Annotated in this window: 11 protein-coding genes and 1 tRNA gene; 5 read left to right on the forward strand and 7 right to left on the reverse strand. The window is 46.9% G+C overall.

Features of this window, described 5'->3' with window-relative positions; translation table 11 throughout:
- Positions 1-104 precede the first annotated feature (104 nt).
- On the forward strand, positions 105-1,118 hold the full coding sequence (bioB, locus tag B4H10_RS02145) for a biotin synthase BioB (RefSeq protein WP_292018089.1): 1,014 nt from the start codon (positions 105-107) through the stop codon (positions 1,116-1,118).
- A 91-nt stretch (positions 1,119-1,209) separates the two neighbouring features.
- Here the strand turns inward: bioB and B4H10_RS02150 are convergent, their stop codons facing one another.
- Positions 1,210-2,475, reverse strand: a complete 1,266-nt coding sequence (locus B4H10_RS02150; RefSeq protein WP_292018090.1) for a DEAD/DEAH box helicase — start codon at positions 2,473-2,475, stop codon at positions 1,210-1,212.
- A 147-nt stretch (positions 2,476-2,622) separates the two neighbouring features.
- Here B4H10_RS02150 and B4H10_RS02155 point away from each other — a divergent pair, with 147 nt between their 5' ends.
- A complete protein-coding gene (locus B4H10_RS02155) occupies positions 2,623-3,048 on the forward strand; it encodes a hypothetical protein (RefSeq protein WP_292018091.1) in 426 nt (141 codons plus the stop codon).
- Positions 3,049-3,909, forward strand: coding sequence for a hypothetical protein (locus B4H10_RS02160; RefSeq protein ID WP_292018092.1), 861 nt, complete (start codon positions 3,049-3,051; stop codon positions 3,907-3,909). It begins immediately after the preceding gene.
- An 88-nt stretch (positions 3,910-3,997) separates the two neighbouring features.
- Here B4H10_RS02160 and potE read toward each other — a convergent pair whose 3' ends face one another.
- The 6 genes from potE to B4H10_RS02190 form a co-directional block, all read right to left on the reverse strand.
- Positions 3,998-5,335 carry a putrescine-ornithine antiporter gene (potE, locus tag B4H10_RS02165; RefSeq protein WP_113855786.1) on the reverse strand — a complete coding sequence of 446 codons (1,338 nt, stop codon included), beginning with the start codon at positions 5,333-5,335 and terminating at the stop codon, positions 3,998-4,000.
- Between the two features lie 270 nt (positions 5,336-5,605).
- Complete coding sequence (locus B4H10_RS02170) at positions 5,606-6,799, reverse strand: acetyl-CoA C-acetyltransferase (RefSeq protein WP_059075873.1); 1,194 nt, start codon at positions 6,797-6,799, stop codon at positions 5,606-5,608.
- 384 nt (positions 6,800-7,183) lie between these two features.
- Positions 7,184-8,602: a VWA-like domain-containing protein gene (locus B4H10_RS02175; RefSeq protein WP_292018093.1), complete on the reverse strand. Its 1,419-nt coding sequence runs from the start codon at positions 8,600-8,602 to the stop codon at positions 7,184-7,186.
- Positions 8,599-9,675, reverse strand: coding sequence for an AAA family ATPase (locus B4H10_RS02180; RefSeq protein ID WP_059075874.1), 1,077 nt, complete (start codon positions 9,673-9,675; stop codon positions 8,599-8,601). Before B4H10_RS02180 ends, B4H10_RS02175 begins: the two co-directional genes overlap by 4 nt.
- Before the next feature lie 168 nt (positions 9,676-9,843).
- Positions 9,844-10,692, reverse strand: a complete 849-nt coding sequence (locus tag B4H10_RS02185) for a DUF4116 domain-containing protein (RefSeq protein WP_236699635.1) — start codon at positions 10,690-10,692, stop codon at positions 9,844-9,846.
- Positions 10,693-11,497: 805 nt separating this feature from the next.
- A tRNA-Arg gene (locus B4H10_RS02190) sits at positions 11,498-11,572 on the reverse strand.
- Between the two features lie 143 nt (positions 11,573-11,715).
- Between B4H10_RS02190 and B4H10_RS02195 the strand changes: the two genes are divergently transcribed.
- Both B4H10_RS02195 and mnmA read left to right on the forward strand, forming a co-directional pair.
- A complete protein-coding gene (locus B4H10_RS02195; protein WP_292018094.1) occupies positions 11,716-12,870 on the forward strand; it encodes a cysteine desulfurase family protein in 1,155 nt (384 codons plus the stop codon).
- Complete coding sequence (mnmA, locus tag B4H10_RS02200) at positions 12,867-13,952, forward strand: tRNA 2-thiouridine(34) synthase MnmA (protein WP_292018095.1); 1,086 nt, start codon at positions 12,867-12,869, stop codon at positions 13,950-13,952. Before B4H10_RS02195 ends, mnmA begins: the two co-directional genes overlap by 4 nt.

A 13,952-nucleotide genomic window follows, 5' to 3' on the forward strand; every position in this document is an offset into this window, starting at 1 on the left:
TGTTAACTTTAAAACTTCGTATTAAAAGTTGACGTATGTAAGGCGAGGGGGTATAATAGAAAATATCATATCAGTCTGATAGAAATATGGAGGGACGTCAGTGTATGGAGTATAGTATTGCAGAGATAACAGAAAAGGTATTAGCTGGTTATCGGTTCAAGCGGGGCGATGATTTACAAGTATTTCTTCAGGCACCTCTTGAAGAATTGCAGCACGGGGCCGGTGTATTGCAGAAGTATTTTTGTGGGAATCATATCGATTTCTGTACGATTATCAACGGCCGCAGCGGCCGTTGTGGAGAAGATTGCAAGTATTGTGCCCAGTCGGCTTGTCATCATACCGATTGTGAGGAATATGGGTTTCTGCCTAAAGAAGAAATCATTGCGAATGCCAAAGCCAATCAGGATGCCGGTGCTAACCGGTTTGCTATTGTGACATCAGGACGAGCACTGGCAGGGGAAGATTTCGAACGGGCTCTCGATGTATACCGTACGATGCATAGCACTCTTCATATCGGTTTGTGCGCGTCTCATGGCCTGCTTTCGGCTAAGCAGCTGCACCGGCTTCATGAAACTGGTGTTACCAGTTATCACCATAATATCGAGACGTCACGGCGGTTTTTCCCTCAGATTTGCACGACCCATACGTATGATGACCGCATCCGGACGATACGGCTGGCTCAGAAAGAAGGATTGTGTGTTTGTTCCGGTGGAATTATCGGTATGGGAGAAACATGGGAAGACCGTCTGGATATGGCCATCAGTTTGGCTGAATTAGGTATCCAGTCTATTCCTATTAATGCATTAATGCCGATTCCGGGAACGCCACTGGAAAACCGGCCCCAGCTGGATGGGAAAGAGGTGTTGCGCACGATTGCATTTTTCCGGTTTATCAATCCGGAAGCCAATATCCGTCTGGCGGCAGGAAGAAAATTATTGCCTGAAAACGGTGCTACAGCCCTTTTGAGCGGTGCTTCTGCATCTATCACGGGAAATATGCTTACCACATCAGGCACGACTATTGCCGGGGATATGGTCATGCTCAGACGACTGGGGCTCACGAATGATGAGAGTGCCAGAACGTGTGGAACAAATTGTGCCGCCGGCTGTCATCATTAAACAGGGCATTTACAAAGAAGAGGATTGCAAAAAGGGAAGCATTTCTGCAGGTTTGATATGATGCAGAAATGCTTCCCTTTTACTGTTTTTCTTATTGTTTCTTCCGACGGCGCCGGTTATCTCCGCCTTTATGCAATGTTTTATGGCGTTTTTCTTTCGTGGTCTGATAGGTGCTGGCCGGAAGCTTGTCTTTGTATACTTTCTTTTTCTTTGGTGCCGCGTTTTTTGCTTTGACCCGTATCTGACCATTGGCGGCATATTTGGTAATTGTCGCTTCAATCGTGTGTTCGATACGGCGTACCCAGTTTTCATCGGCAGCGGTAGCAAACATGATGGCCAGTCCTTCACTGCCGGCACGGCCCGTGCGGCCTATGCGATGGATATAGTAATCGACGTCGTGGGGGACATCATAGCTGAAAACGTGAGTAATGCCTTCGATATCGATGCCCCGGGCTGCAATATCGGTTGCGACCAGAATCTGGGTACGGGCTCTGGAAAAATCACGCAATACCTGGCTGCGGCGACCCTGACTCATATCGCCGTGGAGTTCACCGATGTTGAACCCGCGGGCAATGAGTTCTCCCGCCAGCCAGGACGTGCGCTCTTTCGTGTTGCAGAACACAATAGCCAGATAGGGATTCATATCGGCCAGCATCTGGCAGAGAAAATCCAGTTTTTTTTCTTCCTGGACCATGTAAATCCGCTGTTCAATCGTATCCAGAGCAATGGTATCGCCTTCAAGGATATTGAGGACTAACGGATGAGTCATATGCTTTTTAGCCAGACTGCGGATTTTATCGGGGATGGTGGCAGAGAAGAAAAGCAGCTGTCTGTTGGACGGCGTCATGGCAATGAGTGTGTCAATGTCTTCCAGGAATCCCGACTGCAGCATCTGGTCGGCTTCATCGACGATGATCCGCCGTACATGGGATAAATCGAGGGAATTACGGCCACAGTGGTCGAGAAGCCGGCCGGGGGTACCAATGATGACGTGGGGGTGGCGATGGAGCTTCTGGAGCTGATTTTCGATGGTTTTGCCGCCAATCAGGCTGAGCACATCGACAGAAAGCGATGGCGCCAGAGTCAATGCCACGTCGGCAATCTGTTTGGCCAGTTCGCGGGTCGGAGCAACAATCAGGACCTGTTCGCGCGATAAATCGGTACGGATCTGCTGCAGGGCTGGCAGTAGAAAAGCCAGCGTTTTGCCTGTACCGGTCTGTGCCTGGGCCAGGACATCCCGTCCTTTGAATATGGCGGGAATAGACTGGGCCTGAACGGCAGTCGGTTCATTGATGCCCTGTGTATGCAATAGATTGGTTAATTCCGGCGTAACGCCGAGTGTCTGGAATGTTTTCATGGGTATACCTTTCTCTATTCAAAAAAAATAATATATGTCTCTTTTACATGTGTTTATTTATTATACCATAAGATTCAACTCTAGGCATTCTTTTTGAAATTTGGTATACTAAACTGTAAATGACTTTTCTTTCAGGAGGCAGATAGCATGAGCTGGTGGCGTGATATTTTCCGTCAATGCGTATTTATGAGCTTTTTCATTATTCCCATTCCCATTGGATCCTATACGATTCACAGCGGTTCCAGTGCGGCTGTGGCGCTCATATCCCATCTGGCTCTGTCCTTTCTGATTCCCCTAGCTTATGTGGGCACGAAAGAAGCGACGTTTGGCCCGAAACATGCCCGTATCAGCCGTATAAGCTTTGTCATTGCCTGGCTGGTACTGGCAGCTATTGGCGGTGCATTCAGCGCCTTTATGGGGCAGATATGGAAGGCGTCTTCCTTCTGGGAATGGCCTACCATCGGTCGTGATATTGTTTTTATCGGTATTATGTATGGCGAACTATGTGCGACTATGTTGGGAGCCTATGTCCTGAGCCGGTTTCATGATACCTGCAGAAAAGAGCGTGTGTAAATGAATAACCCATCGTGGCGTCCCTATGGGCTTCATCTGGCCTGGCAGTGCGTCTGGCTGATCCCTGTTCCTTTTGGGGCGTTTGTTTCTGATAAAGGATTTCTTACCGTTTTGTCTTTTCTTGTATTTTCCCTGGGTTCTTTGACGGTGCCATTGCTGCAGCGTCATCGGCAGGTGAGAAATCAGGGATATACCTTGTATGCTTCACCGGGAATGTATTTCTATGGCGCCTTGACTGGTCTTATGCTGGTGACGGGCTTTTTTGACAGCCTGATAGGTACGCGTCTATGGCAGAATTATTATAGCCGGGTCATTCTGTATACGTGCTGGATGATCGTAACGATCCTTGTACAAAATCTGCTGGCCTGGGGCTTTGATTTCTGGAAAAAACGGCGCAGGAAATATGCCTGGTCGGAATTTTTCGACCCGGTGCTGTATGCGTTGCCTATCCCCCTTTCGTTTATGACGATGTGCTTCTTTCCCGTACTGGACACGACGGGTCTGGATGGGCCGCTCATTGGCGTCTTTATTCTCCTGGGGCTTTGCGTTTTTCTGCTCATCGCTTTTGTTCTGGCTTCGTTCGCGCTATACTTTTACCCTGCAAAAGAACGGTTTCCCAAAACGGGCGACCGTATCGTTCAGCTCATACGGATTCTTTGCATGAGTCTGGCCTGGCTGGCCCTCAATATGCCGGCATCTCCGTATATCCGGTTCGTCGTAGGTCATACGCCGCTATCGGAAAATAGTATTCTGACGCTGCTTGTTCCTCTTGCTGGAGAGACTATTTCTATCATAGCTGCCGTAGCTGGCAGCAATCTCATTCCACTTATCTGGAACAGGCTGCACCGGAGTCAGGCATAGGGACTGATTTCATTGCCAATCATATATTACAGACAGATACAAAAAAGCTGTCCTTTGCAGGACAGCTTTTTTGTGTACATACAGATATTCAGCTTTTTGCACGCTGTTCCTGCATAAATGGCTGTTTCATGATGACGAAACGCACTACATAAGTCATCCAGCCAATGAAGACAGCGGTACAGCCACCGAGGAAGGTGGGCAGATCCAGTGTCGTCATAGCATAGAAACAATAGATGATGGAAACACCGGCAAAGAAATAAGCCGTATTCCGGTTGCACTGGGTATTGGAAATCCCTTCCGTATCGAGAATGGATTTGAGGGCTGCTGAACAGAGAATATAAGGAATTACGTTAGTAACGACAGCCAGGTTTGCGAGGTTTTCAAATTGTTCGGCCAGAGTCGGGCTGATGGTCATGAGGGATAAAAAGCTCTGCATGACCAGGATGAGCATCATGCCTTTAAGAGGAACATCGGCATCGGTAACTTTGGCAAATACCTTCGGGAACAGACCGCGCTGAGCACTTGTTTTAAAGACCCGGGCCAGCGTAAACTGCCAGGAAAGAAGAGAGCCGGCACAGGAGAAGACCATGAGTCCCATGACCGCTTTGCCTGCTGTAGAACCGAGCATGGTGGCGAAAGCCAGGCCGAACGGAGCACTTGAATTGAGGATATCGTTGTTGGGAACGACACCGGCAATGACGTTGGTCGATGCTACGTAGATGATGGCAACGGCAACGGTGCTGACGAAGGTCGCAATGGGGACGGCACGCTGCGGGTTTTCTACGGCATCCATATTGACAGCTGCCGATTCAAATCCCAGGAAGGACCAGAGTGTGAGGGCGATAGAATTGCCAATAGCGTCCCCCAGGCCAAAATGGTTCGGATTCCATGAGCTGACCCACAGCTGGGGATCGAACCAGTACCAGCCGATGAGGGAAATACCCAGAACAGGGATAATGGCTCCCCAGATAGTTATCGTGCTTAGTTTGCCGGAGTAACGTGAACCGCTGAAGTTAAGTGCAGCAGCAATCCAAAGAAGTGCTATAGTATATAGACATGTCTGCAACGGCGTCAGTTCAGTGCCAAAGAAGCCAGCACCATAACCGACGGCTGAAATAGCAATAGCTACGTTTGCAATGACAATAGAGACGGAATAGGAATAACTTGTCATGAAATGTCCAAGACATCCGAACCGATACTCAGCATAACCTCCCATGCCACCCGGCTTGGTAGAGAACATACCACATCGGGCGAACGTCAGTGCCAGGGCTAAAGAGCCGAGAGAAGTAATAATCCAGGAAATAATCGAAATCGTGCCTACTTCGGCAAGTTTCGTCGGCAGCATGATGATGCCGGCACCGAGCATGTTGGCCGCTGCTACAAAGGTCAGCTGAACCAAAGACATTTTACGACGTGAAGTTTTCATTATCAGTCCTTCTTTCTTAGGGCCGGAGACGTGTCGTATCAGGCCGTCTCCCTTGTCATAGTATGGTAAAAATATAGCCCGTTTTTATAGCTAGTACATTGTAGCATGTTTACTATGAAAATTAAATGGTTTTTCGATAAAAAAATAAAATAGTATGATAATTTTTTAAAATCGATAGCCTGGGTATTTTTGGCAGTGTTATTGAAAAAATTTCAAAAAAAAGACAGCCACTATAAAGTGACTGTCTTTTTTAAGACCATCTAGTCGGAATTAGTCGCACATTTTAATTGCTACGGCTGTACCCTGGCCACCGCCGATGCACAGGGAAGCGAGGCCATAACGGGAACCATTGCGGCCCGGTTCTGCCAATGCATAGAGCAGAGTCGTGAGGATACGGGCACCGGAGCAGCCTACGGGGTGACCGAGGGAGATACCGGAACCATAGATGTTTGTTTTGCTCATGTCAGCGCCGAGCTGCTGGCAGCAATATACAGCCTGAGCTGCGAAAGCTTCGTTCAATTCAACCAGTTCGAAGTCTTCCATTTTGAGGCCGGTTTTCTTGAACAGTTTATGGCAGGCCGGGATAGGACCAGTACCCATGATAGCCGGTTCAACACCTGCTGAAGCCCAGTCGAGGATTTCAGCAATCGGTTTGATACCGAGTTCTTCGGCTTTTTTCTTGCTCATGAGAACCAGTGCGCAAGCAGCATCGTTGATACCGGAAGCGTTACCAGCTGTAACTGTGCCGTCTTTTGTGAAAGCCGGTTTTAATTTAGCGAGGCCTTCCAGTGTGGTTTCCGGACGGATATGTTCATCCTTCGTAATGACGATATCGCCTTTTTTGCGGTTGTGGATCGTTACAGGAGCGATCTGAGCATCGAATTTGCCTTCAGCCTGGGCTTTGGCAGCACGCATCTGGGAATTGTAAGCGCATTCATCCTGCTGCTGACGGGTTACGCCAAAGCGGGATGCGATGTTTTCTGCCGTTACGCCCATGTGGTAGCCATTTTCTGTGCAAACCAGGCCATCACGGAGCATCGTATCTTCGAGGACACCATTGCCCATACGATAGCCACGGCGTGCTTTTGCGATAACATACGGAGCGTTGGACATGGATTCCATACCGCCGACGATTACGCAGTCAGCGTCGCCGAGTTCAATCTGCTGAGCGCCGAGGGATACAGCACGAAGGCCGGACCCGCACAGTTTATTGATAGTAAATGCAGGAACTTCCTGAGGAATACCGGAATGGAGAGCTACCTGGCGGGCTGTGTTTTCGCCGCAGCCAGCTGTCAGAACATGACCCATGATAACTTCATCAATCTGATCTACAGGAACTTTAGCACGTTCGATAGCAGCTTTAACAGCAACGATACCGAGCTGGACAGCTGTTACGTCTTTGAACTGGCCGTTGAAGCTGCCGATAGGAGTACGAGCTGCACTTACGATGACTACATTTTTCATTGAAAAACCACCCTTTCTGAGTACAAATAAAATAGTATATCTGTTAGTAGATGTAATATCTGCCACATAGACACTATTTATATCCTGGTGCTTGGGGATTGTGATGGAGCTCTCTTTCTGAATGAAAAAGCTGAGTTCTAAATTTCACAATCTCTATGTGTATATAGTACATTTTTTCACATGGATTTGCAAGTAAAAATTGAAGGAATTCTATACCAAATACTCATATTTATTCTCCAATATTTCCTAAACAGAATACACAATTACCTATCATATTTAAAATATGTATTTACGAACGCGTTCGAGAATACATTGTATAATAAACGATATATGTCAATATGTACTAATTGAGATAAATTTCACAAACTCTGCAAAGGTCTGCATTTAGAAATTCAGGCTGATTCCTTCCTGATTATTCATGGAATATCCGCCTTTTTCGACGAAGAAAAATTCTGCAGCCGAGTTTTCTTCTTCCAGCTGATGAAGCCGTTTGACAATGCCATAGGGGTTGTCGAGAGACAATTCATCCCCGTTGCCGCCAATGAGCCAGAGTATCTTGTAGCCTGATGGAATGGTACGCAGCTTGTCTTCTCCTTTTCCATCGGTGAAATAGAGAAGAAGGTCTATTTTATGTTTATTAGCGTATTCGATGACCGGTGCATAACAGGTACCACCCCGCCCGGCAGGACGGGCCTGCAGGTCTTTGATTGTCCGGACGGTATATACTTTGCGGATGTGGTCGTCACATTGTATGATAGTGATTTCTGTCTTATATTCCCGTACAATCTGGAAGACTTCTTCCATTGCCTGTTTGAATTCATCATCACTGATACTGCCGCTGATATCGAGGGCAATATATATCTTTGCCTTATAGTTGCGCAGCTGGCCCCGCAGGTCCAGTCGTTCCGGCTGACGGCGGTTGCGGCGGGCCGTCGTTTTTTTATTGCCGCTGGCTACCGTACCGGCGAGTTTCTTTAAATAGAAGTGCCAGGGAAGAGTATGATTGCTGTCCTTGATCTGGGCAATGGCATTGGCAATATGATCCGACAATTTGCCCCGGCTTGCGGAATCGACATATTTTTCTGTGAATCGTCCCAGAAGCTGGGCATCGATCGTGTCTGATTCATTCCAGACATCATGAGTGCGCAGAGGGTCGAATTTGGTCAGGATATCTGTATCAGCCGTATTATCCTCATCGGTGATAGTCGTCGTCTTTTCCCGTTTATCAATGGCTTCCTGTATTTCCTGTACATAATCTTCCAGAGTTCCGAACGGCGTAAGATAGAGGTGGTACTGCAGATTGACCCAGTCGAGCGTTGCCGCATCATCGGGAAGGGGACGCAGGTAAGTGTTGACGACGATATCCATGGCCAGGTTCAGGGCCAGCTTGCTGTAATGATCCTGAAGGTCTTTGGCACGTTGCAGGTGTTGGAAGACGATGTGCAGGATTTCATGGCGGATGCAGTTTCCCATCTGTTCGATGGTCAAAGGCAGGAAGATGAAGGGATTGAAATACATGACATACTTTGCTCCCTTGAAATTCGTCGCCGTGGCCGAACCGATATTGAGGCGGATTTCTTTTCCCATCTGGAAAAAGAAGTATCCATAGAAATTATCTTTGTCATCGAGCAGTTTCAAACTGATTTTGCTGACAAATTCGAAGAATTCCCGCACAAAGTCTGCCGGTAAGTCTTTTGCCCGGCAGGCCTTATCGGAAAGGCGCATTTCATTATCGGCCCATTGGTTCAGTTTTTGGTCGAGGAGTATGGCCTCGGTACGGAGTTGTTTATCCAATACAATCACCCGATTGCTTCATAGGTTTTAAAATAAGCATCAATAAAATGGTCATTCTTCAGGGCGTATTTTCCGACTTCTTTCGTGTTATTGCGGATATCTTTCATTACGCCTATCATGAGATCGACCGGATAATAGTGCAGGAATGTCACCAGCCGTTCGATTGCCTGATTGGGATCGATGGCACCTTCTATGAGCTTGCTGTCAAGCTGGCGCAGGATATTTTTGGCTGCCAGATACAGCCGGGTGTGGGATTCGTTCTCGATCTTTTTGATTGTTTCTGCGGTCATGGACGGACTGGAAAACACATCGGCGTATGACACGAGCGGCTGGGCGTCGGATTCGATGAAGTTGACGAATTCTTCGGCAATGACCTTTCCTACATTACCGCGGATTACATTGAAAAATACGTTCCTTGTATAGGATTCAGGATGTTTGGCATAAATACGGTAAATATCGGAAATCCGTTCGTAACTGCGCGGTGTCGCATTGATATCGTCTTCATTGCGCTGTGACAGATAGTCGGGGAAGGTGGAAATAAATTCCATGACCCGCGGTTCGATTCCCTTAGTGGCAGCCCAGTCCAGCCACTGCATGTAATCCGGTTCCATATACAGCCAGACAAAACGGTTTTTCTGGGCATCATCCATTTCTACAGTCTGATAATCATAGGTATCCGTGGGGTTCATGGCGGCGATGATACGTACGCTTTCGTCAAGGTGGTATCCATTGATTTCATGATTGAGTATGAGGTTCATCAGTTCCTGTTGTACGGCGTGTTCGCAGCGGTTGATTTCGTCGATGAAGAGGAGAACTGTTTTTCCTTCAGCCAGAGCTTCATCGATTTCTTTCAGTTTGTGATGAATGGCATAGACGGTCGTACGGTTTTCGACGGTAGGCAGGCCGCCGATTTCGCCTTCCTTTAAAATATTGCCATCAATATCGATGAGTGTCCATCCGTTTTCTGCCGCCAGATCCGTAGCCAGGGCTGTCTTGCCAATCCCTGTTTCCCCGATGAGAAGTGGAACCGCCTGAGCGGCTAAAACGAGTTTTACACTTTGCAGTGTGTCATTATAATTCATGAATATTCCATCCTATCTCTGTAAAATCTAATAAAAATCTAATAAAACAATATTATACGATATAAAAATTATATCTTAATACTACTATATAATAATACAATAATAAATGATGACCGGCAAATGGTAAAGAAGAAATAGCTGATTTTCCTGTGGCACGTGGGGAATCTTTTATTGAATCTTTAATTTTTCATCGACCGTAACCTGTTTGGCTTTCCGGCTCCCATATTGGTAGACGAATAATAATTTATCGATTGGACTCCAGCCATAGTCTGTTTCGATGCGCCGGCAGCCAATGAAATCCCGTACATATTTTTCCGGCACATCTTCCTGGGATAATGTTTCTTTCAGGACACTTTTCAGGTCGTCATTGCTGATGAGCCGGTTGCGGGGCAGATAGCGGATGACCAGAATATTGATTTTTAAAAATGTAAGCAGTGTTTCTTTATCCGTATCGACAAATAAACGGATTGCCTGTTCATTATTGGCAATGGCAATGCACTGCGCTTCGAAGGAAGGTTTGTCTATATAACGCAGGGCGGTGTAGTTAATGGCGGCCGCCGCTGCCTGGACGTGAGGCGTCGGATGTTTGATGTAGCGGATGGCATCGTAATTTTGCCGTATGGCAGCGAGCTGCAATTCTTCACTGGGGTTTTCTGCATACTGGATAGCCCATCCTGACTGCTGGATGGCTTCCATGATGAGCCATTCCGGCGGATGTTTGATGTATGCCAGGTTTGTCCAGCTTTTGTGAACGGCTTGTTTCAATAATTCTTTAGGGGCATTGGGAATGAACTGGATGGCTTTTGCTGTATTTTTTAAAGCAGTCAGTTGCATTTCTTTTGTCGGATTGTCAATAAACTCCAGAACCAGTCCGTTTTCGCGCAGAGCGGTCAATTTCATTTCTTCTGTAGGATTGGGAATGTGCTGCAGGGAAAATGGATTGATCTTGATCATTCGCATGTAGTCTTCTGCACTTTTTGTATTTGGCGGTGGAACCGATACGTTAGTATTGTACACGGCTTCAGGCACCTCCTTTACGATAAACGTTTTTCTACATCTTTTATTTTACGTTTTTTGCGGCTGTTTTACAACTGCTAAATCTCTTTACGTTTCAGCAACGTGTTCTGTTTATCGTTGGGAAATCCTGTTAGGTTATATTTATAAGTTTATACTTATTTTATAAAATTACGGTTATGTTCACGGATTAGGCTTATACTTAAAAAAATAAAGGCAAAGTAAAAATAGGTGATAAAGCAGATAAATAAGGAGATTTATGGTAAATTTCTACTAGAAAAGAGAAGCTGTAAGACCGGTATTTCCCTCTTGATTTTAAAAAATGAAAGCAGTATTATAATGGCAGATAGGGAATGGAACACCTTATCGAGATATGTTATTATTTATATATAATGATAATTTATTCAAGATTATTCAGGAGGATGACCATCATGAGTGCAAATGTAAAATTGCTGATTGCTGTTGGAGCACTGATGTCTTTTAGTTTTGTTGCTAATCTTCTTTAATATATAATTGCCTTGATTGTCGTGTTCTTTAGGATGGTGAAACAGATGAATACGAACGTAAAACTGCTGATTGCCGTAGCTGCATTGATGTCTTTCAGCTTCATTGCCAATCTGATCTGATTGTATAAAGTAAAAAACCGCTGTTGCCTGACGGGACAGCGGTTTTTTTGTGCGCCCGGTATAGGTGTACGCCGGGCAGGACGGAGTTACTTTTAGACTCACAGTATATATTATGGAAAATAATAAGCGGCAAAGTAACAAGTAAGCGGTTCCTCATCATTGAGAAACCGCTTACTTGTTAGTGGTGCGCCTAGAAGGATTCGAACCTTCGCACCCGGTTCCGGAGACCGGTGCTCTATCCCCTGAGCTATAGGCGCATGTCATATAACGTACTTTCATATAATATCACGAATTAAAAATTATTTCAAGACCGGATACGCAGGTTCTTGCTATATTTTTACTGGCAACACGTATCTATATATGGTATTATATAAAATAGGCTTAAAATGGAGTTGACGCAATGATGGAACGTATTTATCTGGATCATGCAGCGGCTACCCCTCTGGATCGGAGGGTGCTGGAGGCCATGATGCCGTATCTGACAAACCAATATGGGAATCCGTCCAGTCTGCATTATTTTGGGCAGCAGGCCCGTGCGGCTGTGCAACAGGCACGGCAGCAGCTTGCCCATTGTCTGGGAGTGGCCTCTGGTGATATTGTATTTACCAGTGGCGGTACGGAAGCGGATAATCTGGCCATACGGGGCTATCTGCGGGCCAATTATCCCCAGGGCGGGCACCTGATTACGTCAGCTGTGGAGCACCAGGCCGTTTTGAATACGTTCAGGGCGCTGGAACGTGAAGGATATGCACTGACGATACTTCCAGTGGATTGCGACGGCCGTGTCTCTCCTGAAGCGTTACGGCAGGCAATCCGTCCCGATACGGTCCTCATTTCCATCATGTATGCCAATAATGAGACTGGCACGATTCAGCCTGTACAGGAACTGGGAGCTATAGCCAGAGAATGCGGAATCGTATTTCATGTCGATGCCGTCCAGGCCTTTGGTTACCTTCCCGTACATCCTATAGAAGATGGCATAGATCTGCTAACCGTCTGCAGCCACAAAATATACGGTCCTAAAGGCATAGGAGCTCTATATATCCGCAAAGGGCTGCAGCTGGCTTCTGAGGCTTATGGAGGACCACAGGAACATCGTCTGCGTGCAGGAACGGAAAATGTAGCCGGAATCGTCGGATTTGGCATGGCGGCGGCTCTTCTGGAAAAGGAACGGCCGGAACGAATTAGAAAAGTCCGTATAGTCAAAGACCTGGTTTACCACGGCCTTATCGACGGCAATGACTTATTGCGCCTGAATGGCAGCTTGTCCCAGTCTTTGCCTAATATTATAGATTTTAGTGTAGACGGCATGGAAAGCCCGGTTCTTCTGATCGCCCTGGACCGGCAGGGCATTGCTGTGTCAGCAGGATCAGCATGTGAAGCCGGGGCAGTTGAACCTTCCCATGTACTGATGGCTATGGGCGTCGGTGAGAAATGGCTCCGCAGCAGTATCCGCATGTCCTTTGGTCCGGAAAATACAACAGAAGAGATTTATACGGTGATACAAGCGATTCAGGATATTACCAGATCTCTTAGAAAAGGAGAAAGATTATGACGAAATGTGTCGCCGTTGCTATGAGCGGTGGAGTAGATAGTTCTGTAACGGCAGCGCTCTTAAAGGAACAGGGCTATGATGTCATTGGCATTACGCTGCGTTTATGGGAAGAGGATCCGTCCTGTCCGGCAGTCGAAAATGTCCATTCCTGCTGTTCTTTATCTGCCGTTGATGATGCCAAAGCAGTGGCTTCTGTCATTGGCATTCCCCATTATACCTTGGATTACAGGAAGTTATTCCGTGACGATGTCATTGATTATTTTGTCCAGTCCTATGTAAAAGGGCAGACTCCCAATCCCTGCATTGCCTGTAATAAATTCATTAAATTTGGCCTGTTATGGCAGCAGGCTCAGCAATTTGGCGCCCAGTATCTGGCGACGGGCCATTATGCCCGTATCAGGCATAATGAACAACGCGGTGTCTATGAACTGCTGCGGGGGACGGACCGGCGGAAAGACCAGTCATACGTCCTGTATCAGCTGACACAGGATTTGCTGCCCCATATTTTATTTCCCATGGCGGAACTGGAGAAAGTACAGACGCGGGAACTGGCAAAAAAATTTGGCCTGCCTGTTTTTAATAAACCGGAAAGTCAGGATATATGTTTTATCCCTGATAATGATTATAAAGGTTTCTTAAAAAAACGGGTCCCAAAATGTTTTAAACCCGGAAATTTTGTCGATATCCGCGGTCATGTGGTCGGCCGTCATCAGGGAATCCCCTGTTATACCATCGGCCAGCGCCGCGGCCTGCATCTGGGCGGTCCCGGAGGTCCGTATTATGTTGTCGCACTCGATGTGAAACGCAATCAGGTCATCGTCGGTTCGGAAGCAGATTTATTCCGTACGGAAGTTATGGCCCGGGACCTCTCATGGGTGGAAGGACGGCCGGAAGGGCCGTTTGCAGCATTAGGAAAGATACGTTACGCGGCCAAGGAATCTCCTTGCATGGTGTACCCCGGCAAGGATGCTATGCGCGTCGTATTTGACACGCCGCAGCGGGCTGTAACGGCTGGACAGGCACTAGTATTGTATGACCGGGAATCGGGGAAACGGGTTCTTGGCGGTGGTGTCATTATTTAA

Source organism: Megasphaera sp. UBA4382 (assembly GCF_002391155.1).
In the GTDB taxonomy this organism is placed as follows: Bacteria; Bacillota; Negativicutes; order Veillonellales; family Megasphaeraceae; genus Megasphaera; species Megasphaera hexanoica.